This window comes from Streptomyces sp. NPDC012835 (assembly GCF_042900885.1).
GTDB lineage: Bacteria > Actinomycetota > Actinomycetes > Streptomycetales > Streptomycetaceae > Streptomyces.
The window spans coordinates 29,185-52,269 of record NZ_JBIBBW010000003.1 but is presented as its reverse complement, the minus strand read 5'-3'; the positions used below and the strand labels follow the sequence as shown (position 1 = coordinate 52,269).

19 protein-coding genes are annotated in these 23,085 nt (G+C 73.2%); 11 read left to right on the top strand and 8 right to left on the bottom strand.

All coding sequences use genetic code 11. The features are described 5' to 3' along the window. Positions 1 to 3: 3 nt before the first annotated feature. Positions 4 to 1,050, bottom strand: a complete 1,047-nt coding sequence (locus ACFY6S_RS13555; RefSeq protein WP_388815455.1) for a medium chain dehydrogenase/reductase family protein — start codon at positions 1,048 to 1,050, stop codon at positions 4 to 6. Positions 1,051 to 1,163: 113 nt separating this feature from the next. On the opposite strand from ACFY6S_RS13555, the gene ACFY6S_RS13550 reads away from it, so the two are divergent. Together ACFY6S_RS13550 and ACFY6S_RS13545 are read left to right on the top strand one after the other, a co-directional pair. Beyond that, on the top strand, positions 1,164 to 1,817 hold the full coding sequence (locus tag ACFY6S_RS13550) for a TetR/AcrR family transcriptional regulator (RefSeq protein ID WP_388815453.1): 654 nt from the start codon (positions 1,164 to 1,166) through the stop codon (positions 1,815 to 1,817). Positions 1,818 to 1,974: 157 nt separating this feature from the next. Continuing rightward, positions 1,975 to 2,313 carry a hypothetical protein gene (locus ACFY6S_RS13545; RefSeq protein WP_388815451.1) on the top strand — a complete coding sequence of 113 codons (339 nt, stop codon included), beginning with the start codon at positions 1,975 to 1,977 and terminating at the stop codon, positions 2,311 to 2,313. A gap of 21 nt (positions 2,314 to 2,334) precedes the next feature. Here the strand turns inward: ACFY6S_RS13545 and ACFY6S_RS13540 are convergent, their stop codons facing one another. Together ACFY6S_RS13540 and ACFY6S_RS13535 are read right to left on the bottom strand one after the other, a co-directional pair. Next, positions 2,335 to 4,998 (bottom strand): discoidin domain-containing protein, encoded by a 2,664-nt coding sequence (locus ACFY6S_RS13540; RefSeq protein ID WP_388815449.1) that lies wholly within the window; start codon positions 4,996 to 4,998, stop codon positions 2,335 to 2,337. Positions 4,999 to 5,091: 93 nt separating this feature from the next. After that, positions 5,092 to 6,192, bottom strand: coding sequence for a pyridoxal-phosphate dependent enzyme (locus ACFY6S_RS13535; RefSeq protein ID WP_388817892.1), 1,101 nt, complete (start codon positions 6,190 to 6,192; stop codon positions 5,092 to 5,094). Between the two features lie 148 nt (positions 6,193 to 6,340). Here ACFY6S_RS13535 and ACFY6S_RS13530 point away from each other — a divergent pair, with 148 nt between their 5' ends. The 5 genes from ACFY6S_RS13530 to ACFY6S_RS13510 all read left to right on the top strand — a co-directional run bounded on the left by ACFY6S_RS13530 (position 6,341) and on the right by ACFY6S_RS13510 (position 11,496). Further along, positions 6,341 to 7,093, top strand: a complete 753-nt coding sequence (locus ACFY6S_RS13530) for a GntR family transcriptional regulator (protein WP_388815447.1) — start codon at positions 6,341 to 6,343, stop codon at positions 7,091 to 7,093. Between the two features lie 329 nt (positions 7,094 to 7,422). Next, complete coding sequence (locus ACFY6S_RS13525; RefSeq protein ID WP_388815445.1) at positions 7,423 to 7,602, top strand: SPOR domain-containing protein; 180 nt, start codon at positions 7,423 to 7,425, stop codon at positions 7,600 to 7,602. Positions 7,603 to 7,774: 172 nt separating this feature from the next. Then, positions 7,775 to 8,176, top strand: a complete 402-nt coding sequence (locus tag ACFY6S_RS13520) for a (deoxy)nucleoside triphosphate pyrophosphohydrolase (protein WP_388815443.1) — start codon at positions 7,775 to 7,777, stop codon at positions 8,174 to 8,176. Between the two features lie 68 nt (positions 8,177 to 8,244). Further along, complete coding sequence (locus ACFY6S_RS13515) at positions 8,245 to 8,787, top strand: ATP-binding protein (RefSeq protein ID WP_388815441.1); 543 nt, start codon at positions 8,245 to 8,247, stop codon at positions 8,785 to 8,787. Positions 8,788 to 8,934: 147 nt separating this feature from the next. Further along, positions 8,935 to 11,496, top strand: a complete 2,562-nt coding sequence (locus ACFY6S_RS13510) for a SpoIIE family protein phosphatase (RefSeq protein ID WP_388815439.1) — start codon at positions 8,935 to 8,937, stop codon at positions 11,494 to 11,496. 89 nt (positions 11,497 to 11,585) lie between these two features. Here ACFY6S_RS13510 and ACFY6S_RS13505 read toward each other — a convergent pair whose 3' ends face one another. Further along, a complete protein-coding gene (locus tag ACFY6S_RS13505; protein ID WP_388815437.1) occupies positions 11,586 to 13,205 on the bottom strand; it encodes a TPM domain-containing protein in 1,620 nt (539 codons plus the stop codon). 135 nt (positions 13,206 to 13,340) lie between these two features. Between ACFY6S_RS13505 and ACFY6S_RS13500 the strand changes: the two genes are divergently transcribed. Genes ACFY6S_RS13500 through ACFY6S_RS13490 form a run of 3 tightly spaced genes read left to right on the top strand, consistent with a single transcriptional unit; the run spans position 13,341 to position 16,028 of the window. Then, the gene (locus tag ACFY6S_RS13500; protein ID WP_388815435.1) at positions 13,341 to 13,823 is read left to right on the top strand and encodes a MarR family winged helix-turn-helix transcriptional regulator; all 483 of its coding nucleotides are present in this window, start codon (positions 13,341 to 13,343) and stop codon (positions 13,821 to 13,823) included. A 16-nt stretch (positions 13,824 to 13,839) separates the two neighbouring features. After that, complete coding sequence (locus tag ACFY6S_RS13495; RefSeq protein WP_388815433.1) at positions 13,840 to 15,432, top strand: MFS transporter; 1,593 nt, start codon at positions 13,840 to 13,842, stop codon at positions 15,430 to 15,432. A 41-nt stretch (positions 15,433 to 15,473) separates the two neighbouring features. Next, positions 15,474 to 16,028 (top strand): isochorismatase family protein, encoded by a 555-nt coding sequence (locus tag ACFY6S_RS13490; protein ID WP_388815432.1) that lies wholly within the window; start codon positions 15,474 to 15,476, stop codon positions 16,026 to 16,028. A 78-nt stretch (positions 16,029 to 16,106) separates the two neighbouring features. Here the strand turns inward: ACFY6S_RS13490 and ACFY6S_RS13485 are convergent, their stop codons facing one another. From ACFY6S_RS13485 to ACFY6S_RS13470, 4 genes are all read right to left on the bottom strand, one after another. Beyond that, positions 16,107 to 16,892, bottom strand: a complete 786-nt coding sequence (locus tag ACFY6S_RS13485; protein ID WP_388815430.1) for a succinate dehydrogenase/fumarate reductase iron-sulfur subunit — start codon at positions 16,890 to 16,892, stop codon at positions 16,107 to 16,109. Further along, positions 16,889 to 18,799 (bottom strand): fumarate reductase/succinate dehydrogenase flavoprotein subunit, encoded by a 1,911-nt coding sequence (locus tag ACFY6S_RS13480; protein WP_388815428.1) that lies wholly within the window; start codon positions 18,797 to 18,799, stop codon positions 16,889 to 16,891. Before ACFY6S_RS13480 ends, ACFY6S_RS13485 begins: the two co-directional genes overlap by 4 nt. Positions 18,800 to 18,890: 91 nt before the next feature. After that, positions 18,891 to 19,733 (bottom strand): hypothetical protein, encoded by an 843-nt coding sequence (locus ACFY6S_RS13475; protein ID WP_388815426.1) that lies wholly within the window; start codon positions 19,731 to 19,733, stop codon positions 18,891 to 18,893. A gap of 85 nt (positions 19,734 to 19,818) precedes the next feature. Then, on the bottom strand, positions 19,819 to 20,112 hold the full coding sequence (locus ACFY6S_RS13470) for a hypothetical protein (RefSeq protein WP_388815424.1): 294 nt from the start codon (positions 20,110 to 20,112) through the stop codon (positions 19,819 to 19,821). A 313-nt stretch (positions 20,113 to 20,425) separates the two neighbouring features. On the opposite strand from ACFY6S_RS13470, the gene ACFY6S_RS13465 reads away from it, so the two are divergent. Next, a complete protein-coding gene (locus tag ACFY6S_RS13465; RefSeq protein ID WP_388815422.1) occupies positions 20,426 to 22,864 on the top strand; it encodes an ABC transporter family substrate-binding protein in 2,439 nt (812 codons plus the stop codon). The last annotated feature ends 221 nt before the right edge of the window (positions 22,865 to 23,085 follow it).

Sequence of the window (23,085 nt, the reverse complement as noted above, 5' to 3'; positions counted from 1 at the left end):
CCGTCACGTTCCGGGGACGAGGACGACCTTGCCGAGTACGGTGCGGGACTCGGCGAGCGCGAGCGCGGAAGCGGCGTCCGCCAGCGGGATCTCCGCGGCGATCTGCGGGACCAGGGAGCCGTCGGCCACCAGCCGCAGCACCTGGGTGAGGTCCTCGCTCAGCCGCCGCTGCCACACTGCCCGGCGGCGCCGGCCGGCCCAGTAGTTGTAGAAGTGCGCGCTCTTGCCGTTGGGCAGGGAGTTCCACGCCGTCAGCCGCGCGAACAGCTTCAGCACCGGCAGCTGCGAGTTGCCCTCCTCGTCCTTCGTGGCGGCGGTGCCGTACGAGACCAGCGTGCCGCCGTGGCGCAGCAGCCGCCACGACTCCTCCAGCCCGGCGCCGCCGACATGGTCGAAGACCGCGTCCACGCCGTCCGGCGCGATCTCCCGGATCCGGGCGTACATGTCGGGGTCGCGGTAGTCGACCGGAGTCGCGCCGAGTTCGCGCACGGTGGTGTGGTGGCGCGGCGACGCCGTACCGATCACGGTGATGCCCGCGTGCCGGGCCAGCTGTACGAGGGTGGAGCCGACACCGCCGTTGGCGCCGAGCACGACGACGGTCCCGCCCGGTCGGACCTTGGCCGTCCGGTGCAGCATCTGCCAGGCGGTGATCCCGTTGACGAGTACGGTCTCGGCGGCGGCGGCTTCCACACCGTCGAGCACGGGCAGCAACTCCGCCGCGTCGACGAGCAGATGGCTGGCCCAGGCGCCGGTCTTGGTGACGGCGGCGAACCGGTTGCCGATGAGCCCGGTGTCCACGCCGGGCCCCGTGGCGGTGACGGTACCCACCACGTCGTAGCCGGGGACGAAGGGGAACGGCGGCTGGTCGTAGTACTTGCCCCGGCGCATCTGCTGCTCGGCGAACGCGACACCGGTCGCCTCCATCCGCAGCGCCACCTGCCCCGCGGCCGGCGCCGGAAGATCACGGACCCGGACTTCGAGACCGTCCGGCTCGACCGCGCCGGGCAGGACGATCTCGGTGGCGCGGACGGTGGCGGTGCTGGTGGTCATGGCGTACTCCCTCATGGGCTTCGCTCGTTTGCTTACAGTCGTAACGCTACAGGTGTAAGTCGAGCGTGCGCAACAGGGATACGGCGATAACCTTCGCGGCGTAAGGTGACGGCATGGAGAACGTCGGAACAGCGGCCTCGGCCACACCGAAACGGGCCCGCGCGCGCAACCGCCGAGGCGAGGGCGGACGCCTGCGCGAGGACATCGTCGCGGCGGCGGTGGCACTCCTCGACGAAGCGGGCGACGAACGCGCCATCACCCTGCGGTCGGTCGCGCGCCGGGTCGGAATCGCCGCCCCGTCGATCTACCCGCACTTCCCCGACCAGCCGGCCATCATGCTCGCCGTCGTGCAGCGGGAGTTCGCCGAGTTGCGCGACAGCCTGCGCGCCGCTGTGGAGAAGGCCGGGGCCGACCCCCGGAAGCGGCTGTACGCCGTGTGCGGCACCTATCTCGATTACGCCGGGGCTCATCCCGAGCGCTACCGCACGATGTTCGGCGGCCTCTGGATGCCGGACCTGGACGGCAGTTCCCTGACCGAGGCGGATCTGGCCGCGCTCGGCGACGAGACCATGCGGATTCTCGTCGACGCCCTCGCCGCCTGCGCCGCCGACGGGCAGTCCGCCAGCACCGACCCGCCCAGCGACGCGGTCGCGCTCTGGCTGGGCCTGCACGGACTCGCGCACCAGCGTGCCGTCAGCCCCGCGTTCCCCTGGCCGGAGGACATCGCCGACCGCATCATCACCGCACTCGCCCACCTGAACGCCTGAACGGCTGACCGGCTGACCGGCTGAACGCGCGGTCAGCACGGTCGGACACGCGGCCGGACACGCGGGCCGTCTCCGTCGCCGTCCGCGAACCCCGCCGGGGCCGCCGCCCGCGCTCTCCTGCCGGAACCGCCCCCACCACCCACCGCGTCCCCCGGGTATGGAGACACGTGGATGGGCCGCCGCCGTCGCCGTGTTGGGCGGGGCCGCCGTGGGGTTCGTGGTGTGGGGGGTGGGGGCCGCGCCGGGGCTGACCGGCGGGTTCGAGGGGGAGGGGCAGGACTTCAGTCTGCTCTGCGTCGAGTTGCCCCTGATGGTGTTCGGGATGCCCGCGCTCGGCCTGGCCGTCTGGGCGCTCGTCGCCGGAGCGCTCCGATGGCGTGAGGGCGTCGCGGCGCTGGCGGTGGTGGGGGCACTGGCCCTCGGCGCGTGGGGCGGTACGCAGTGGCTGGAGTCGCGGACCGCCCCGGCCGTCAACCAGCGGGAAGGGCCGCTGTGACCGGGTTCCCGCGCCCTCCGGTCAACCGTCCTCCCGTACCGTCAGTTCGCTGATCCCCGCCCGCTGTCGCCCCGCCGGCGCGTGGACCGTCACCCGCACCCCGCCGGCCTCCGCACCCGGCTTCAGGGGCTGCCAGTGCGTCGCGTCCGTGGAGGTCTCGATCGTGTACGACGCCGGGCGGGGGTCCGTCCAGCGGGGGGTGACCGAGGCGACCCGGACCGGGCGGCCCAGGTCGACGGTGAGCGTGGCCGTGGCGTCCGAGGGCACCCAGGCGGTCGCCGGGCTGCCGTCCACGGCGGCGGACGCGTACAGGCCCGGCTCCTGCGAGGTGGCGCTCGCCGGGCGGCAGCGGGCCGCGTTGTCGGTCGGGGTGAGATCGGGGCGGCGGGTGGGCAGCGTGAGGGTGGAGGTCAGGAGGCGGTCGCCCCGCGGCGTGTGCACCGTGAAGGGGGCGCCCGAGGTGAGCCGTACCGTCGTCTCCGTCGCGCCGATGGCCACGTCGTACGTACGCCCCTGCCAGCGCAGCCCCCGCAGGGTCACTCCCCGCGCCAGCTGCGGCGGCAGCGCGGGATCGAGCCGTACGCCGTCCTCGCGCAGCCGCAGGCCCGTCAGCCCGTGCGTGAAGACCTGGAGGAAACCGCCCTTTCCGGTCAGGAAATCCTGCGCGGGTGAGCCGGAGAGCGGATCGTCCGCGCCCGCCTTGTCGCCGCGCGCCTCCGAGAAGAGCGCGAACGGCCCGCGCGCGAACGGCCGGACGGCCCGCTGGAGGTAGGTGTACGTCGAGCAGCCCGGCTCCCCGATCGCCGCCGCGTCGATCGCGTGGATCGCGTCCGTCATCGCCGGCCCGTCCGGATCGGTGCGCTCCGCGTAGTAGTCGAGCGTCGCGGCTGCCGCGCCCTCGGGCATCGGCCACTCCAGCGGATAGGTCAGCAGGACCGTGTCCGCCTGCTTGATCCGTGAGCCGTCGTACCCCGCGTACTGGAGAAAGACCTTGCGCCGCGCGTCGTACGGGATGCGCAGACGGCCGGCGATCCGCGTCCACGCGGCGGGCGCCTCCTCCCCGACGAGCGCGGCGGCGCGCGCCGCGTCGCGCAGGACGGTCGCGGCGCCCGCGTTGGTGAAGACGCCGTCGGTGACGCCGTTGCTGTACTCGTCGGGGCCCGCGACCTCCTTCACCGAGTAGCTGCCGTCCGCGTTGGCGGTCACCCGCGAGGCCCAGAACTCCGCGATCCCGCGCATCAGCGGCCAGCCGCGCTCGCGCAGCCAGTCCCGGTCCCCGGTGGCCAGGTAGTACTGCCAGGCGGCCAGTGCGATATCGCTCTGGAGGTGGTTCTGCGTGACGCAGTGCGGCGGATTCCAGCTCTGGCACTCCGACCAGAGGTAGCCATCGCCGCCGCTGGTCCACGGATAGAACAGCCCCTTGAAGCCGAGCTTGGCGGCGTTCTCGGCCGCCGCCCCGCGGGTGCGGTAGCGGTACTCGACGACCCCGCGCGCCAGTTCCGGCCCGGTGGCCAGCAGCGCCGGGTACATGAAGATCTCGGCGTCCCAGAAGATCAGCCCCGCGTAGTTGTCGCTGCTCAGCCCGGTCGGCGCCAGACTGTCGGCGGTGCCGGGGCGGACGGCGGTCAGCAGCCCGTACCGCGCGGCGCGCAGCCACGCGCGCAGGTCGGTCTGCTCCTCCTCCCGGCCCGCCACGTCGATGTCGGCGTTCCAGAGGGGCGCCCACGCGCGCGCGTTGGCCGCGAACACCTCCCGCCAGCCGCGCGCGGCGGCGCGCCGGGACGCGTCGAGCGCGGCGGCACGGGGATCGGGGGAGGTGAGCGCGGTGTCGACGCCGACGTACTTCTCGAACGTGTACGTACGGTCCGCGCGGACGGCGACCGTGCCGACCCTGCCCGCCCTGCCGCCGGTGCCGCCCGCGTTCCCCGGGGACGGCCGCAGGACGGAGGCGATGGCGCCGGCCGTCGCCGTACCGTTCGTACGGAAGGTGGCGACGCCGCCCCCCTGCCCCGTACGCGCCCGGTCGGTCCGGGTGATCCGGCGCGCGCCGCGCCAGTCGAGGTCCCCCGTCACGGCGGCCTCGCCGCTCCAGCGCGGGGTGAGGCGCAGCCGTACGGCGCCGGTGTGCGGGTCGGAGCGGTCGGTGAGGACCTCGTACGTCAGATCGGTGACGCGCCCGTCTGCCGCGGTCCAGCGCAGGCTGGTGACGACCACGCCGCAGCGCGGCAGCAGGCTCTGGCGGTAGTGGGAGAGGCGGGCGCCGCTTCCGAACGTCTCGTCACCCACCCGCACGTCCAGGGCCGTCCAGCTGGGCAGCGCGGCGATGACCTGGCGGTCGGCGGTCGTGCCCGGTTCGTGCGCGTAGAGGCCCGCCACGAAGGCGCCGTCGTAGCGCGGGGTGTACAGCGGCCAGCCGGTGGCGGCGCCGCTCTCCGCGTAGCCGGCGCCCGTGGGGGGCACGCGGGTGCCGAGGTAGCCGTTGCCGGTGTACGCGTGATAGCTGTCGGCAGGGTCGATCCGGGTCGCCGCGGGGGTCCAGCCGGGGCCGGGCTCCGTGCCGCAGGCGGGAGCGGGGGCGGGCGCCGGGTCCGGCGTCCGGCTGTCGGCGTACGTGAGCGGCGGCACCACGGCGAGCAGCGTGCCGGCGACGAGTGGGGCGAGAAGGCGCGTTCGCGAGAGGCTCACGGACAGGACGCTACGAACGCGGCCGGGGCGACCGGGGCGCGGCGCGCGTGGTGAACGGCTGATTCCGGGAGGCCGCGCCCCGGCCGCGCCGGCTCACGCGCTCAGCCCTGTCTTCGCCCCCGCGCCGCAGAGCGGCACCACCGCGGCGCCGTCCGTCCGGTCGCGCACGGCCGCCCAGCAGGCGACGCCCGTCGACTCCACGAAGAGGCCGCGTGCGGCCAGGTCCCGCTGGGCCGAACGCAGTTGGTCCTCGGTCACGGTGAGGAAGGTGCCGCCGGACGCGCGGACCGCGCGCAGGATCTGCCGGGCCCGGGGCGGGTTCGGGATGGCGATGCCCTCCGCGAGGGTGGGCGCGGGCCCGGCCGCCCGCGCCGGGAGAAGCTCGTCGGCACCCGCGTGGAAGGCCGCCGCCAGCGGCGAGACGGCCTCGGCCTGCACGGCCACCAGGGCGGGACGTTCGGCGATGGACCCGTTGCCGTACAGCTCGGCGACGGCGAGGGCGGCGCCGAGCAGCAGCGTGCCGTTGCCGACCGGTACGACGATCGTCTCGGGGAGGCGGCCGCCGTACTCCTCCCACAGTTCGTATACATAGGTCTTCGTGCCGTGCAGGAAGTACGGGTTGTGGACATGGCTCGCATAGAAGGTGCGGGGTTCGCCGGCGGCGGCGCGAGCGGCCAGGGCGGTGGCCTCACGGTCGCCCGCGACACGTTCCAGGCGGGCGCCGTGCGCCCGGATCTGCTCGGTCTTCTTAGGAGAGGTGGCCTCCGGCACGTACACGGTGCAGGGCAGCCCGGCCCGCGCGCAGTACGCCGCGACAGCCGTCCCCGCGTTGCCGCTGCTGTCGGCGATCACCCGCCGCACCCGCTCGGGCCCCAGCCGGCGCGCCAGCTCCACGAGCATGACGGCGCCCCGGTCCTTGAAGGACAGCGTCGGCATCAGGAAGTCCAGCTTGGCGGTCACGGAGGGCGTCAGCGCGACGAGCGGGGTACGGCCCTCGCCGAGGCCGGCCGACGGCTCGGCGAGCGGCAGCGCCTCCGCGTACCGCCAGAGGGAGTTGACCCGCCGGGGCAGCGAATCCAGCTCTACAGAACCGGCGTTGAAGTCGAGATCCCAGGGGCCGCCGCAGCCGGGGCAGCACCAGTCGGCCGTCTCGACGGGTGCGCGGGTGCCGTCCGCCGGGCATTGATACGTCATGGGCATGGCCGCCAGCATGGCAGCCGTACAGGGAGATCCGGATGTAAACCCATGATCATCACTTCGAGTGAAACCATGGCCCATGCTTGCGAATATCAACCGACGGTTGCCAGGCTGTTGCTGTCTGTCAAGCTGATGGGAGTGGCCCGTGGCCTTCGGTGAGCAGCCCGCCTATCTGCGCGTTGCGAGCGATCTACGCGAGAAGATCGTCAATGGAGCCTTGCCGCCGCACGCCCGGCTGCCCTCGCAGGCCCGGATCCGGCAGGAGTACGGCGTCTCGGACACGGTCGCGCTGGAGGCGCGCAAGGTGCTGATGGCCGAGGGCCTGGTCGAGGGCCGCTCCGGGTCCGGCACATATGTCCGCGAGCGCCCCGTGCCGCGCCGGATCGCCCGCTCCGGCTACCGGCCGCCGTCCGGCTCCAGCCCCTTCCGCCAGGAGCAGACGGAGGCCGGCGCGCGGGGCACCTGGGAGTCGAGGAGTCAGCAGGAGGAGGCGAGCGCCGAGATCGCCGACCGGCTCGGGATCGAGGAGGGGGAGCGCGTGATGCGGACGCGCTACGTCTTCCGGGACGGGGGCGAGCCCATGATGCTCTCCACCTCCTGGGAGCCGCTCACGGTCACCGGGCGCACCCCGGTGATGCTCCCGGAGGAGGGGCCGCTCGGCGGCTGCGGGGTGGTCGAGCGGATGGCGGCCATCGACATCGTGGTGGACAACGTCCTGGAGGAGGTCGGCGCGCGTCCGGGGCTGGCGGAGGAGCTGATGGCGCTGGGCGGGGTGCCGGGCCATGTGGTGATGGTCCTGGAGCGGACGTATTTCGCCTCCGGGCGGGCGGTGGAGACGGCGGACGTGGTGATCCCCGCCGACCGCTATCGCATCGCGTACCACCTCTCCGTGAAGTGACGCGCGGTCAAGTGACTCATATCGGCCGTTCTGGTCCGCCCGGGTGACCCCGAGCCGGTCTCTCGACGGGCTCGGAATGTCCGTTTTCATGGTGCTCGTGGGGACTTGGCGGGGCGTACGGGGCGGCTGAGTGGGGAGCGCCTTCATAGTGGGGGGCGTGAACAGCGGTTTTCCGCCCCCCTGTTTCCGGCGTTTTGTTGGCCGGATGCGTACCTCTTCGTAAAAACACGTATCCGCTCCGTAAAGGTCAGGCGTACGCTCGGGCATATGCGGATTGCGGTTTCCTGGAGATCATCGGAGAGTTGCGGGCCGACGGCGGGAGGGGTGCGATGAACGACGGTGGAGCCGCGCTGCCCTGGCTGGTGATACGGCAGGACGACAACGGTGCGCGCTACCGCGTCGGCCGGTACGCCACGCAGGACGAGGCGCAGAAGATAGCCGACAGCCTGCACGGGCGCGGTCACCAGCAGCTCTACTCGGTGGAGCGGGTGAGTCCGGCGGCCCGGTAGGCCCTCCCCGGCCGTGCGGCCCTCGCAGTCCAGTCTGTGCGGCCCTCCCCCGCCGTGCGGCCCTCGCGATCCAGTCCGTGCGGCCCCCCGGCCGGGCGTCCCGTACGGCCCGGCTGTGCGCCCGGCCTGCCCGCCCGGTCGCGCCGGCCGCCGCCGCGTTACGCTCCGGCGCATGGCTGATCGTGTGGTGGTGGCGGGCGCGGTGTTCGACCGGGGGCGGCTGCTGGCCGCCCGCCGCAGCGCGCCGCCCGAGCTGGCCGGGCGCTGGGAGCTGCCGGGCGGAAAGCTGGAGCCGGGGGAGCTGCCGGAACAGGGCCTCGTGCGGGAGCTGCGGGAGGAACTGGGCGTGGAGGCGCGGCCGGTGGAGCGGATTCCCGGCGAGTGGCCGCTGAAACCCGGCCTGGTGCTCCGGGTGTGGACGGTCCGGCTGCTCTCCGGTGAGCCCCGGCCGCTTGAGGACCACGACGAACTGCGCTGGCTGGGCCCCGACGAGATCCATACGGTGGACTGGCTCGACCAGGACCGCCCGGCGGTGACCGAAGCCGCCCGCCGGTTCCCCACCGTGGGGCGGTAATTGTCCCGATTGTCGGGTATGTAAGTACGTACCGCCCACAAGGTGCGGGTCCGCCGTCGTTCCGGGATGTGGTCGGCTTGATCGACACGGAGAGCGGCGCGTGTGCCGAGTGGACCTTCCCCGCCGAACCCGACGCCGTCCGCACCGCCCGCCATGTCGTGCGCGACACGCTCCACCGCTGGAGCCTGCCCGTCGCTGCGGCGGAGATGGCGGTTCTGCTGGTCAGCGAGCTGATGACCAACTCCCTGCGGTACGCCTCGGGGCCGATCGGGGTGCGGCTGGCGATCGGCGGCGCGCCCCCGCCCGTACCGTCCGGGAGCACCGAGCCCGCCCCGCGCCGTCCCCCCGGCCCGCTCGCCGGAGCGGAGGCCGGGGCGGAGGCCGGAGCGGAAGCCGGAGCCGCCGAGGTCCCGGAAGCCGCCGTGCCCGACGGTGATCTGCTGGTGGAGGTCTCCGACCCGCTCCCCGATCCTCCCGTCGAGCGCGCCCCCGGACCCGACGACGAACGGGGCCGGGGGCTGCGCCTCGTGGCCTGTTCCGCACGACGCTGGGGGACGCGACGTGGGAAGACAGGTAAGACCGTGTGGTTCGAGCTGCCCCTCTCTGGTTAGAAGTGTGAAGGGACAACGATCACGCCCCGCTCGGCTCAAAAAGAGCGAGACTGTGCTGTGATCGTGAACGGCGTGCCGGCCGGGGCCGTAGTGCTGAATACTGCGGGCAAGGGCCGGTCCGGTGCGTGAGCTGGAGGGGACGGTCGCGTGAGCGAAATATCTGGGGCGACGGGCGACGTCGTATGGCAGAGCAGTCCGCCCGGCTCGATCTATGACTACATCAGGGCCGCATCGTTCTCGATCGGCCCCGATGGGCTGGTGGATCAGTGGAGCCAACGGGCCGGCGAGCTGTTCGGCATGGACGCGCACGAGGTCAGAGGCAAGGACCCGGTCGAGGTGCTCATGCCTGCCGACCTGCGGTCGCGTGGACGCCGCAAGGTGCGGGAGATCCTCGACGGCAAGGAGTGGACCGGGCTGCTCCCCTTCCGCGCGCCCGGCGGGCGCGGGGAGACGGGGCTCGCCGAGGTCTATGTGATGCCCAGCGAGACGGAGAGCGGCGAACGGGCCGCGCTCTGCATCGTCGTGGACGTCCGCGCGCTGCGCCGGATCGAAACCGACCTGGCCTCTTCGCAGGCTATTTTCGGCCAATCTCCCTTCGGGTTTCTCCTGTTCGGTACGGACCTCAAAGTACGGCGCGCCAATCAGCGTTTCGCCACGGTCTTCGGCGGCGGGGTCACCGACCACCGGGGCCGTACGGCGTACGACTACCTCTCCCGCTCCGAGGCCGACCGGCTGACCGCCGCGCTCCAGCGGGTCCTGGAGACGGGGGAGTCCGTCACCGACCTGCCGATCGTCGGCGTCAGGCCGGCCGACCAGGAGCGCCGCAACTGGTCGATGAACCTCTACCGCGTCCACAGCGGCTCCGGGAACGTCCTCGGTATCGCCGGGGTCGGCACCGATGTCACGCACCGGCACGCGGCGGCCCGCGAGGCCGCCAGCGCCCGGCGCAATCTCGCGCTCCTCAACGAGGCGAGCGCCCGGATCGGCAACTCGCTGGATCTGGAGACCACCGCCCGCGAGCTGCTCGACGTCGCCGTGCCCGGCTTCTGCGACCTCGCCTCCGTCGACCTCTACCAGTCGCTGCTCACCGGCGAGGAGACGCCGCCGGGGCGTTGGGAGTCCTCCGGCGCCGAGTCCGGCGGCGGCAGCGCCCGGCTGCGCCGGGTCGGCTTCGCGAGCGCCGTCTCGGACGGGCCGCTGACGGGCCCCGTCGGCACCGACGACGCGGGGTACGTACCGCCGGACGTCGGCGTGGTGCACCGCTTCCCCTTCAGCTCGCTCAGCGCGAACGCCCTGCGCACCGGACAGGTGCAGACCATCCCCGGCGAGGCGGGCAGTCCGGTCCAGTCGAGCTTCGCCGTCCCGATGGTCGCGCACGACACCGTCATCGGGCTGGTCCAGTTCTCCCGTACGAAGGGCAGCGAGCCGTTCGGTGAGCGGGACCGGTTCCTCGCCGTGGAACTCGCCGCCCGCGCCGCCGTCTGTATCGACAACGCCCGCCTCTACCGCAGGGAGCACGAGCGGGCACTGATCCTGCAACGCAGCCTGCTGCCGCCCGGCGATCCCGAGGCGGCCGGTCTGGACATCGCCTGCCGCTATCTGCCGGGCACCACGGCCACCGAGGTCGGCGGCGACTGGTTCGACGTGATCGAGCTGCCGGGCCACAGGACCGCGCTGGTCGTGGGCGACGTCATGGGGCGCGGACTGCGGGCCGCGGTCGCCATGGGTGAACTCCGTACGGCCGTACGCACCCTGGCGCTGCTCGATCTGGAGCCCGCCGAAGTGCTCTCCGCGCTGGACGAGATCGCCCGTGGCCTCGGCACCCCCAGCGGCGCCCAGCAGGCGTCGCGCGTCGCGCACAAGTCACGGGACGCCGACCTCTCCGAGGTCTACCTCGCCACCTGCGTGTACGCGGTCTACGACCCTGTCACCCGGCGCTGCACGTTCGCGAACGCCGGACATCTCCCGCCCGCCGTGGTCGAACCGGGCGAGGAGGCGCTGATGCTCGACGTGCCGCCCGGCATGCCGCTCGGGGTGGGCGGCGAGCCCTTCGAGCAGGTCGAGGTGGACCTGGCCGAGGGCGCGCTCCTCGCGCTCTACACGGACGGGCTGGTCGAGTCCCGGGACCAGCCGCTGGACGAGGGGCTCACCGCCCTGCGGGCGGCCCTCGCCAACCAGGGCCGGCCCCTGGAGGACGTCTGCGACCATGTGCTGAACACCCTGGACACCCGGCACGGTGAGGACGACATCGCCCTGCTGATGGCCCGCATCCAGGGGCTGCCCACCGAGGCGGTCGGCGACTGGCAGCTGCCGCGCGAGCCCCGCTCGGTCGGCCGGGCCCGGGAACTCTCCCGCACGCAACTGCTCGCCTGGGACCTCGAACCGCTGGTCGACACCGTCGAACTGCTCGTCAGCGAGCTGGTGACCAACGCGCTGCGGTACGGCGAGGGCGAGATCAGGCTGCGGCTGCTGCGCGACCGCACCCTGGTCTGCGAGGTGTGGGACGCGGGGCTGGTGCAGCCCAGGCGCCGCAGGGCCCGCGACACCGACGAGGGCGGCCGGGGTCTGCAACTGGTCGGGCTGCTGAGCGCGGCGTGGGGCTCGCGCCGTACCCCGCGCGGCAAGACGGTCTGGTTCGAACTCGCCCTGCCGGACGGGGAGACGGCGGCGGCGGAGCCGACGGTGGAGCAGCTGCTGAGCATGTTCTGACGGCGCGCGGTCGGGAGAACGGCCAGGGGGTACGGGTAGGTCTGTGCCGGTACGGGAGCGACCGGCGGCGGCCGGGACCGGAACCCCGGTCAGGATCGGCCGCCCGCCCCGCCGCCGCCCGCCCCGCTGCCCGCTTCGATCGCGCCCGTACCCTCTTCGGACCGGCCCCGGTGCGACCGTACGTCCCGCTCCGCGAGGTCCCGCGCCTGCCGGGCCAGGGCGTCCGCCCGCCGCGCCTCGGACCGCGCGGTGTGCGCGTCGCCCGCCGCCGCGCGGCCACGCGCCCACTCCAGCAGGCGGCGCGACTCCGCGAGGCGGGTGCGGGCCGGGGCGCCGACCGCGCCCCGGTGCGCGGTGATGTAGGCGGTGGCGGCGCCGGTCGCCGAGCGGGCCGTGAGCATCGCCTGATCGAGGAGCGCGCCGGTCCTGGGACGGTCGGCGTCGGGCCGGCGCGCCCCGGTCAGCGCCCCGTCCAGCAGCGTGTCCGCCTCCCCGATCCGGCGCAACGCGTCGATCGGGTCGTAGCGCCCGCCGGCCACCTCCCGCCGTACGTCCGCGAACATCGCCTCCGCGCGGCCGATGCGGCCCTGGAGATCGGCGACGGGCGCGCCCTGTGTGCCGTCCTTCGGCAGGCCGCGGGCTTCCGCCAGGTCCGTCTCCGTCCCGGTGAGCGCGCCGGGCAGCATCCCGGCGGCCTCCGCCAGCTCCCGGGCCCGCCGCTCGACCGCCTCGACCAGGACGGCCGCCTGCCCGGCCGCGCTCCCGGCGGCGCGCACGCGCGCGGCGGCCCCGCCGGTGTCCCCGGCGTCGACCAGGCCCCTGGCCTCGTCCAGCGCCGAGCCCGCGCACATGAGCCGGTTCCCGGCCTCGTCGGCGTCGGCCGCGACGGGGGCGACGGCCGTGTCCGCGTACCGCCCGCGCAGGGTGCCGAGGGTCTCGCGTGCGGTGGCGGCCCGTCCGGCCAGGGCGCGGCAGATGAGCGCGACGGAGCCGAGGGCCTCCGGGACGTTCCGCTCCGGTGCCCGCAGCCGGTCGAACCCCTCGGCCTCGGCGTCCAGCCGCGCGTCGGCCCGCGCGCACCGCGCGAGGATCTCCGCCAGCACGCCGCGCCGCTCCCGGTCGTCCGGCGGCGGCGCGTCGTCCAGCTCCTGGCGCAGCCGGAACGCCACGGTCAGCTCGCCCTCCGCGAAGGCCACCGCCTCGGTGAGGCGCGCCACGTCGGGCGCCCCGGACCGCGCCGCCGCGAAGGCCAGCTCCTCCTGGCGGGCGCGCACGGCGTCGTCCGTCCCGACCAGCGCCCGCTCCGCCCGGATGGCCGGCTCCGCCGACGGGTTGCGCGGTGGCGGCCCCGAGCCGCCGGACGTGCCCCGGTCGGCGGGGGCGCCGCCCGGGGTCGTACGGTTCGCCATCCGCCGCCTGCGCTTGACGAAGGTGTACGAGGCGACGGCCACCGCGGCGAGCAGCACGGCGACGGGCAGCACCAGATAGACGGCCGCGCCCGCGTCCGTCGCGCCCCCTTCGGCCGCGTGCCCGCCCGGACCGGCCGCGCCGAGGGCCGCCGGGTACGCGTACCGCCGAGGAAGCGCCGCCGGCTCCTCGGCCCGCGCGCCGCCCGCTCCGGGCCCGGCCGTCCACCACACCAGGACCAGCGGGGCGAGCAGGACCCGGCCGGTTATCCGGGTCCTGACGGCGCGCACGGAAGTCGTCACAATCGGGAGGCTATGTCCCGGTAAAAGGGTTCGCGACCGGACCGTTCGGCGGGCGAGGGGCGAGCGGTCAGCCCCCTCGGCGGGGAAAGGCAGGGAAACTTGCAAGGTTGCCTGCCTATCTTCTACGGTGCGCAGATGACCGAACCGCCCGCAGACCAGTCGGTGAAGGCGCCGAGCGCCGAGGACCTCGCCGACGACGTCACCGCCGTGGTCGGCAGACTCGCGCGGCGCATGCGCGTGGCCGCGAGCCACGACAGCCGGCTGACGCCCTCCCAGCGCACGGTCCTGGCGCGGCTGGCGGAAGGACCGTCCACCACGGCCGCCCTGGCCCGCGCCGAGTACGTACGCCCGCAGTCCATGCGGCTGACCCTCGGCGCCCTGGAGGAGCAGGGCATGGTCGAGCGGACGCCCGACCCCGACGACGGCCGCCAGTCCGTCGTGTCGGCCACCCCGACCGGCCTGACCACGCTCGCCGAACTGCGGGCGGCCAAGCGGGGATGGCTGACCGAGGTCATGGCCCGCGAGCTGGACACCGCCGAACGCCGCACGCTGGCCGAGGCCGTGGCGCTGCTGGAGCGGTTGGTCGAAGGGGGTGAATCGGACGGAAGCAGGCGATAGTCCGACGAGCCGCGCGGTGCGGGGCGCGGGGGCCCGTACGGAGACGGCCACCACCGCGGATGCCGTCACCACGGGCGCTCCCGCGCGAGCCGGCACGGGTACGGACACCCCCGGCACGGGTACGGACACCCCCGGCACGGGTACGGACACCCCCGGCACGGGTACGGAGGCCCCGGCGGAATCGGCGGCCACCACGCCCGTTCCGGGCCCCGCCCCTGGTGCCGCGCCCGTCCCCGGGTTCAGCGCCCGGCTCACCGCGCCGCTGCTCATCGGCTCCGTACTCAACCCGCTCAACACCACCATGATCTCCACCGCGCTGGTGGCGATCGGGCACCACTTCGGGGTCGGCGCCGCCGACACCGCGTGGCTGATCTCCGTGCTCTACCTCGCCAGCGCCGTCGCCCAGCCCGTCCTCGGCAAGCTCGCCGACACGCTGGGCGCGCGCCGGATCTTCCTCGCCGGGCTCGTCGTCGTCCTCGCGTCCGGGCTGATCGGCATGGCGGCGCCGTCCTTCGGCTGGCTGATCGTCTCCCGGGTGCTCCTGGGCATCGGCACGTCCTCCGCCTATCCCGCCGCCATGTCCGTCCTGCGCGACGAGGGCCGCCGGGTCGGCCGGCCCGCTCCCCGTCCCGTGCTGGCCCGGCTCTCCTTCGCCACGCTCGGCTGCATGGCGGTCGGGCCGACCCTCGGCGGGGTGCTGGTGATGCTGGTCGGCTGGCGGGGCATCTTCGCCGTCAACCTGCCCGTCGCGCTGATCGCCTTCGCCGTCGGAGTCCTCTGGATCCCCGCCGACCCGCCTCGCGGACAGGCACCCGGCGCCGTCCCCGGTGGCGAATCGCTCGGCAGGTCGCTCGATCCGCTCGGCATAGGGCTGTTCGCCACCGCGCTGACCGTCCTCGTCTTCTTCCTCCTCGACCTGGCCCATCCGGCGTGGTGGCTGCTCGCGCCGTTCGCCGCCCTGTCCTGCCTGCTCGCCTGGTGGCAGCTGCGCCGACCGCGGCCGTTCATCGATCTGCGGATGATCGCCGCCAACGGCCCGCTGGCCCGCACCTATCTGCGGCACGGCACCAGCTATCTGCTGATCTACTGCGTGATGTACGGATACACCCAGTGGCTGGAAGAGGCCCGCGGCTTCTCCTCCGGCGACACCGGGCTGCTCATGCTGCCGATGTCGCTGGCCGCGCTGACCTGTTCACTGCTCGGCGCCCGTACCCAGGGGATACGCGGCCCGCTGACCCTCGGCTGCCTCTCGCTGACCGGCGGGGCCGTCCTGCTGTTCTTCTTCAGCGGCGCCACCCCGCTCCCCGTCCTGCTGCTCGCCGGCGTCTGCTTCGGCGTGCCCCAGGGCCTGATCGGCACCAGCAACCAAGCCGCCGTACAGGCCCACGCACCGCCCGAGTCCATAGGCTCCGCCGCCGGACTCCAGCGCACCGCGCAGTACATCGGCGCCATCTCCGCCGCCGGGCTGATCGCCCTCGCCTACGGCCAGCGGGCGAGCGACGGCGGTCTGCGCCTCATGGCGGGCGCCTGCGCACTCCTCGGAGTGCTCCTCGTCCTCCTCACCCTCACCGACCGGGCCCTGCGCCCCGACCGGGACGCACGTCACTGAGCGCCCGGGCCCCCGCCCCCCTCACCGCAAGGAGCACCACCATGACCGCCACCACCCTCGACCCCAGGACCGCACTGGTCGTCGTCGACCTCCAGAAGGGCATCGTCGGACTGCCCACCGTCCACCCCGCCGCCGAGGTCGTGCGGCGCGCGGCCGAACTCGCCGACGCCTTCCGGGCGAAGGACCTGCCCGTCGTGCTCGTACGGGTCACCGGAAGGGCGCCCGGCCGTACGGAGGCGGCCCCGCGCGGCGGCGGCCTCCCCGCCGCCGACTGGGCCGACTTCGTGCCCGAACTGGGGCAGCGGGACAGCGACATCGTCGTCACCAAGCACACGTACGGCGCCTTCCACGCCACCGACCTCGACCTCCAGCTGCGCCGCAGGGGCGTCACCCAGGTCGTGGTGGTGGGCATCGCCACCAGCAAGGGCGTCGAGTCCACGGCCCGCGCCGCCCACGAGCACGGCTACCACGTCACCATCGCCACCGACGCGGTCACCGACACGGACGAGGGCGTGCACACCAACTCCGTCGAGAAGATCTTCCCGGCGCTCGGCGAGACCGGCACCACCGAGGCGATCCTGAAGCTGCTCGGCTGACGCGCCCCGCGCCCGCCCGGCGGGGGCCCGCCCGTACGCCGTCGCCCGGACGGTACGAGCGGGCCCCCGGCCGTACCGTCAGCCGCGACGGCGCCCGATCCTGCTGCCCAGCCACACCAGCGGGTCGTACTTGCGGTCCACCGCCCGCTCCTTGAGCGGGATCAGCGCGTTGTCCGTGATCCTGATGTGCTCGGGACAGACCTCCGTACAGCACTTGGTGATGTTGCAGTAGCCCAGCCCGTGTTCGTCCTGCGCGGCCCTCGCGCGGTCGATCCCCGACTCCCCGGCCGCGTCCAGCGGATGCATGTCCAGCTCGGCCACCCGCATCAGGAAGCGCGGCCCGGCGAAGGCGGCCTTGTTCTCCTCGTGGTCCCGCACCACATGGCAGGTGTCCTGGCACAGGAAGCACTCGATGCACTTGCGGAACTCCTGCGAGCGCTCCACGTCGACCTGCCGCATCCGGTACTCACCGGCCGCCACCCCCGGCGGCGGGACGAAGGCCGGTACCTCCCGGGCCTTCTCGTAGTTGAAGGACACGTCCGTCACCAGATCGCGGATCACCGGGAAGGCGCGCAGCGGGGTGACGGTGACCGGCTCCTCGCGGGAGAAGACGGACATCCGGGTCATGCACATCAGCCGGGGCCGTCCGTTGATCTCCGCGCTGCACGAACCGCACTTGCCCGCCTTGCAGTTCCAGCGCACCGCCAGGTCCGCCGCCTGCGTCGCCTGGATGCGGTGGATGATGTCGAGGACGACCTCACCGTCGTTCACCTCGACGGCGAAGTCCGTCAGCTCCCCGCCGTCCGTGTCGCCCCGCCAGATCCGGAACGTCGCCTCGTAGGAGGTGGAAGCGCTCGCGTTCACTCGTGAAGCTCCTCTTCGGCGAGGTACTTGACCAGCTCGTCCTTGTCGAACAGGGCGAGCAGATCCGGACGGATGGGCTCGGTGGCCCGCCGGGTCAGCGCGATCCTGCCGCCCGGGCTGTCCTTGAGCCGGCAGTGCAGATTGATCCGGCGCCAGTCGGCGGCCATCGCGGGATGGTCCTCCCTGGTGTGACCGCCGCGGCTCTCCGTACGCTCCAGGGCCGCGCGCGCCACGCACTCGCTGACCAGCAGCATGTTCCGCAGATCGAGCGCGAGGTGCCAGCCGGGGTTGAACTGCCGGTGCCCCTCGACCCCGGCGCGCGCGGCCCGCAGCCGCAGCTCGGCCAGCTTCTCCAGCGCCCGGACCATCTCGTCCTCGGTCCTGATGATGCCGACCAGGTCGTTCATCGTCCGCTGGAGTTCCTGATGGACGCTGTACGGGTTCTCCGGGCCCGGCCCGGCGTCGTGACGGGCGGACCCCTCCGCGCCGAACGGCCGCAGCGCCTCGGCCGCCGCCGCGTCGATCCCTCCCTCGTCCGGCACCGGGCGCGCGGCCAGTCCGCCCGCGTACCGGGCCGCGTACAGCCCGGCCCGCCGTCCGAAGACCAGCAGGTCGGAGAGGGAGTTCCCGCCGAGCCTGTTGGAGCCGTGCATCCCGCCCGCCACCTCGCCCGCCGCGTACAGCCCCGCGACGTCCGGCGTGGCGGCCGTCTCCGAGTCGACGGCGACCCCGCCCATCACGTAGTGGCAGGTCGGGCCGACCTCCATCGCCTCCGCCGTGATGTCGACGTCCGCCAGCTCCTTGAACTGGTGGTACATCGACGGCAGCCGGCGCCGGATCGCCTCCGCCGGCATCCGGGTCGAGACGTCCAGGAAGACCCCGCCGTGCGGGGAGCCCCGGCCCGCCTTCACCTCGGAGTTGATGGCGCGGGCCACCTCGTCGCGCGGGAGCAGCTCGGGCGGGCGGCGATTGCGGTCCGGGTCCTCGTACCAGCGGTCGCCCTCCTCCTCGGACTCCGCGTACTTCTCCTTGAAGACGTCGGGGATGTAGTCGAACATGAAGCGTCTGCCCTCGGAGTTGCGCAGCACCCCGCCGTCCCCGCGCACGGATTCGGTGACGAGGATGCCCTTGACCGAGGGCGGCCAGACCATCCCGGTCGGATGGAACTGCACGAACTCCATGTTCAGCAGGGGCGCTCCCGCGAGCAGCGCCAGCGCGTGCCCGTCGCCGGTGTACTCCCAGGAGTTCGACGTCACCTTGAAGGACTTGCCGATGCCGCCGGTGGCGAGGACCACGGCGGGGGCCTCCAGCACGAAGAAGCGGCCGGACTCCCGCTCGTAGCAGAAGGTCCCCGCGATCCGGTCGCCGTCCTTCAGCAGCCGGGTGACCGTGCACTCCTGGTAGACCTTGAGCCGCGCCTCGTGGTCGCCGTACTCCCGGAAGTCCTCCTGCTGGAGCGAGACGATCTTCTGCTGGAGCGTGCGGATCAGCTCCAGGCCGGTACGGTCGCCGACGTGAGCGAGGCGCGGGTACTCGTGTCCGCCGAAGTTGCGCTGCGAGATGCGGCCGTCGGGGGTGCGGTCGAAGAGCGCGCCCCAGGTCTCCAGCTCCCAGACCCGGTCGGGCGCCTCACGCGCGTGCAGCTCGGCCATCCGCCACTGGTTGAGGAACTTCCCGCCGCGCAGGGTGTCGCGGAAGTGGGTCTGCCAGTTGTCGCCGGAGTTCACATTGCCCATGGAGGCGGCGATTCCGCCCTCGGCCATCACCGTATGGGCCTTGCCGAAGAGGGACTTGCAGATGACGGCCGTACGGGCGCCCCGTTCGCGCGCCTCGACGGCTGCCCGCAGCCCGGCGCCTCCCGCGCCCACCACCACGACGTCCCAGGCCCGGCGTTCGAGTTGCGTCATGTCGGAAGGCTCTCCCCGGTGGTCTGAAGAAGCGCGGATCGGACGGGGTACGGATCGGACGGCGTACGGGGTGGACGGGGAACGCGTCCCGTCAGAACAGGCGCGGGTCGGCGAACGCTCCGGTGGCGAGCAGATAGACGTAGAAGTCGCACGCGGCGACGCTGATCAGCGAGGCCCAGGCGAGCTGCATGTGGCGGCCGTTCAGCTTCCCGGCCCAGCTCCACAGCCGGTAGCGCACCGGGTGTTTCGAGAAGTGCCGCAGCCGCCCGCCGACGATGTGCCGGCAGGAGTGGCAGGAGAGGGTGTACGCCCAGATCAGCAGGATATTGACGAGGAAGATCAGCGAACCGAGACCCAGGTGGCCCCAGGCGTACTCCTCGTCGCGGAAGGTCAGCGCGGTGTCGTACGTCAGGACACCGGCGACCAGCAGGGCCGCGTAGAAGAAGTACCGGTGGACGTTCTGGAGGATCAGCGGGAAGCGGGTCTCGCCGGTGTACTTCCGGTGCGGCTCGGCGACGGCGCAGGCGGGCGGTGAGGCCCAGAAGCCCCGGTAGTACGCCTTGCGGTAGTAGTAGCAGGTCAGCCGGAAGCCCAGCGGGAAGATCAGGATCAGCAGCGCGGGGGACAGCCCCCACCAGCCGCCGAACAGCTCCCAGTTGGGGCCGTGCCGCATCGGCGCGCAGCTCTCCGCCAGACAGGGCGAGTAGAACGGCGAGACATAGGGCGCCGCGTAGTAGTCGCTGCCGGCGAAGGCGCGCCAGGTCGAGTAGACGACGAAGGCGAGGAGTCCGGCGGCGGTCCCGGCGGGCGCCAGCCACCAGCGGTCCGTCCGCAGATGGCGCGCCGCGATGGCGGCACGCGAGGCGCCGCGCACACCCGTACCGCCGGGTGATCCGCTCGTACGGGCCGGTGGGGGTTCGGTTCCGGTGGCCAAAGACGTCTCCTCGGTCCGTTACGATCCTGGGCGCTTCGGGTACCTCGGGTGCTTCGATCGCCTCGCGTGCCGGGACGGACCGGGGTCAGGGCGCGCGCCGGTCGCGTACGCCCAGGCCCTCGTCGTCCGAGTCCGTCCACAGCGCGCTGTCGTACGGGGTGTCGGAGATGGTGACCAGGTCCTCCACGCGCGCGGTGGCGCGGGCGCGCGGCTCGCCCCCGAGGGGACGCGGCCCGCTTCCGGCGGTGTACGGCTCGCTCCCGGCTACGCGGGGCTCGCTCCCGGGGGTGCGGGGGAGGTTCTGCTCCAGCTGCTCCACCGTGCGGACCAGATCGTCCAGGCGACGCCTGACCGCTGTCATTTCATCCTGCAGGGACATGAGTTGCCCTCATTTCCGCGATCGGCGCTGGCTTACGGGGGATCCCCAGAGTCACTTCCCGGGTGCTCTCTGTTCTGTCTCAGAGTGTCGCGCGTCACATCGGCCCTTGTGAAGGCCGCGTCCGGATTTAGGGGGTGTCAGGGGGGTCCCGCGCCGGGCGCGCACGGCGCCGGCGCCGGCGTTGGGCCGCACGGGTGGCGTTCGCGGCCGTACCGCCGTGTCTGCGTGGCGGTTCCCGTTCGGTCGCCTTCAGTGGGTGGGCAAAGGTGTGATCATCTCTAAATTCCACAAACAGGACGAAGAGGTAACAGCCATGTCCCACGTCGGCCCGCGCGGGAGGACATGCTCCCGAACGCTCCGCTCCGTCGCGCTCCTCACCACCGGTGTCCTCGCCCTGCCCGTCCTGTCCGCGTGCACCTCGGACAGCGACGGGGACGGTGCCAAGGGCGCCGCGGCGCCCGATGTCGCACCCGCCGCGCGGAAGTGGGTCGAGCAGGGGGGAACCGTGCGCTGGGCGGTCGACACCGTGCCCGCCACCCTCAACACCTTCCAGGCCGACGCGGACAGCACGACCGGCCGGATCGCCGACGCCGTACTGCCGTCCCTCTTCACCCTCGACCGCAGCGGCCGGCCCCGGAGCAACCCGGACTACCTGGAGTCCGCGAAGACCGTCGAGCGCGAGCCCAAGCAGGTCGTGCTCTACAAGCTCAACCAGCAGGCGGTGTGGAGCGACGGCCGGGAGATCGGGGCGCCGGACTTCGTCGCCCAGTGGCGCGCGCTGCGCGGCAAGGACTCCGCGTACTGGACGGCGCGCAACGCCGGGTACGAGCGGATCGAGAAGATCGAGCGCGGCGCGAACAACCTGGAGGTCCGGGTCACCTTCGCCAAGCCGTACGCGGACTGGAAGTCCCTCTTCAGCCCCCTCTACCCCAAGGACGTGACGGGGACGCCCAACGCCTTCAACGACGGAGCGCGCAAGGCACTGAAGGCCACGGCGGGCCCCTTCCAGGTCAAGAAGGTGGACCGGAAGGCCAAGGAGACCGTGCTCGTCCGCAATCCCCGCTGGTGGGGCGAGCCCGCCAAGCTCGACTCGGTCGTGCTGAGCGCCGTGCCCAGGGGCAAGCGCGCGGCCGCGCTCGCCGACGGCAGGCTCGACATCGCGGAGATCGACAGCGGATCGGCCAAACGCATCGCCCTGGCGCACGAGGACAAGGGATCGGGTGGAGCGCGACCGCTCACGCACGGTCCCGGCGCCGAGATCACCCCGGCCTCCGCCCTCCGCTCCTGGGCGGAGGCCAACGGTTCGGACGACGAGAAGGCCGAGGCGGCCCAGGAGGCCAGGGAGCGGAGCGCCGAGGCGGTGCGGAAGTACGCCCGGGAGCAGAAGGGGCTGAGCGGCTACGCCGTCCGGAAGTCGCTGGAGCCCGCCTACACGCAGCTCGCCCTGAACGGCGAGTCCGGCCCGCTCGCCGACGAGCGGGTACGGCGCGCCGTGGCCCGCGCGCTGGACCGACAGGAGCTGGCCGACACGGTGCTCAAGCCGCTCGGGCTGCCGGCCAGGCCACCGGGCAGCCACCTGGCGCTGCTCGGACAGCAGGCGTACGCGGACAGCAGCCGCGCGCTCGGCAAGCAGGACACCCAGGAGGCGCAGGCACTGCTGGCGGACGCGGGCTGGACGCCGGGCGGGGCCGGCAAGAAGGCCGACGACGGCACCAAGGCCGGCAGCGAGGGGGAGGGCACGAAGGCCGGGAAGAAGAAGGACGAGTCCTCGGACGAGTCGGAGGACGGGACCAAGGACGAGAAGAAGGACGAGAAGTCGCAGGACAAGGGCGGATCCTCCGCTTCCGGTACCGGCTCGGCCGCCGCCTCCGACCCCCTCTCCGACGCCGCGTCCGACGAGGGCACGTACATCGTCGGCGACGACAAGCCCCGCCAGTCCGGCCCGCGCCCCGAGTCCGCCGTCCATGTCCTCGCCCCCGCCCGTAACGCCGCCGTCCAAGGCGTCGCGCTGCTCCACCAGGCGGTCCGCGCCGACGACTCCGAGGACCGCGACCAGAGGGTGAACGCCGCCCAGGACAGCAACGACAAGAAGCCCGGCGGCATGGCGGGCGCCTACGCCCCGCGCGGCACGGCCGCCCCCGCCCCCGGAGCCTCGGGAGCCGTCCCGCAGGGCGGACCGCTCGGCAAGGACGGCAAGCCGCTGACCCTCCGCTTCGTCCTGCCCGCCGGCGAGGGCGGCGAGTCGCTGCGCGCCGTCGGCGAGCGCATCTCACGGATGCTGGACCGCATCGGGATCGCCACGGAGATCACCAAGGTCTCCGACGACAGCTACTTCAAGGACCACATCGCCTCCGGCGACTACGACCTGGCCCTCTACTCCTGGCCCGCCACCGCCTACCCGGCGACCGACGGCCGGCCGATCTACGCCAAGCCCGTACCCGCCAGCGACGGATCGCTGCTGGTGGAGCAGAACTACACCCGCGTCGGCACCAACCACATCGACCAGCTCTTCGAGCACGCGGCCTCCGAGCTGGACGAGGGCAAGGCCCGCGACCTGGTCAGGCAGGCCGACGCCCGTATCTGGGCCGCCGCCGGATCCATCCCCCTCTACCAGCGCCCGCAGCTGGTGGCCGTGAAACCGGCGCTGCGGAACGCGGGCGCCTTCGGCTTCGAGACACCGCGTTACCAGGACATCGGCTACCGGAAGGCCGGCGCCTCGGGCCCGGATCTCCAGGACCCGAAGAAGAAGTGAGAAGAACGGGCGAAGAGCAGGCGAAGGTCGCGGGGCCGAAGCCGTAACCGGAGACGAAAAGGCAGGTCAAGAGCGCCTCGCAAGCTCAGAAACCCATCAATTGACTTGCCCGCCGGCCCGTCCGGCGGGCAAGCTCGTATCCGTCCACGACCCGGGCAGCTCCTCCTCACCACCCCACCCGCGCGGCGCTCCCGCGCACACCCCACCGCACCCCTCTCCGA

Excerpts from the sequence above, each read along its gene's own strand:
- ACFY6S_RS13555 (WP_388815455.1), bottom strand. The coding sequence starts at position 1,050 with ATGACCACCAGCACCGCCACCGTCCGCGCCACCGAGATCGTCCTGCCC.
- ACFY6S_RS13550 (WP_388815453.1), top strand. The coding sequence starts at position 1,164 with ATGGAGAACGTCGGAACAGCGGCCTCGGCCACACCGAAACGGGCCCGC.
- ACFY6S_RS13545 (WP_388815451.1), top strand. The coding sequence starts at position 1,975 with ATGGAGACACGTGGATGGGCCGCCGCCGTCGCCGTGTTGGGCGGGGCC.
- ACFY6S_RS13535 (WP_388817892.1), bottom strand. The coding sequence starts at position 6,192 with ATGACGTATCAATGCCCGGCGGACGGCACCCGCGCACCCGTCGAGACG.
- ACFY6S_RS13525 (WP_388815445.1), top strand. The coding sequence starts at position 7,423 with ATGAACGACGGTGGAGCCGCGCTGCCCTGGCTGGTGATACGGCAGGAC.
- ACFY6S_RS13520 (WP_388815443.1), top strand. The coding sequence starts at position 7,775 with ATGGCTGATCGTGTGGTGGTGGCGGGCGCGGTGTTCGACCGGGGGCGG.
- ACFY6S_RS13500 (WP_388815435.1), top strand. The coding sequence starts at position 13,341 with ATGACCGAACCGCCCGCAGACCAGTCGGTGAAGGCGCCGAGCGCCGAG.
- ACFY6S_RS13490 (WP_388815432.1), top strand. The coding sequence starts at position 15,474 with ATGACCGCCACCACCCTCGACCCCAGGACCGCACTGGTCGTCGTCGAC.
- ACFY6S_RS13480 (WP_388815428.1), bottom strand. The coding sequence starts at position 18,799 with ATGACGCAACTCGAACGCCGGGCCTGGGACGTCGTGGTGGTGGGCGCG.
- ACFY6S_RS13470 (WP_388815424.1), bottom strand. The coding sequence starts at position 20,112 with ATGTCCCTGCAGGATGAAATGACAGCGGTCAGGCGTCGCCTGGACGAT.
- ACFY6S_RS13465 (WP_388815422.1), top strand. The coding sequence starts at position 20,426 with ATGTCCCACGTCGGCCCGCGCGGGAGGACATGCTCCCGAACGCTCCGC.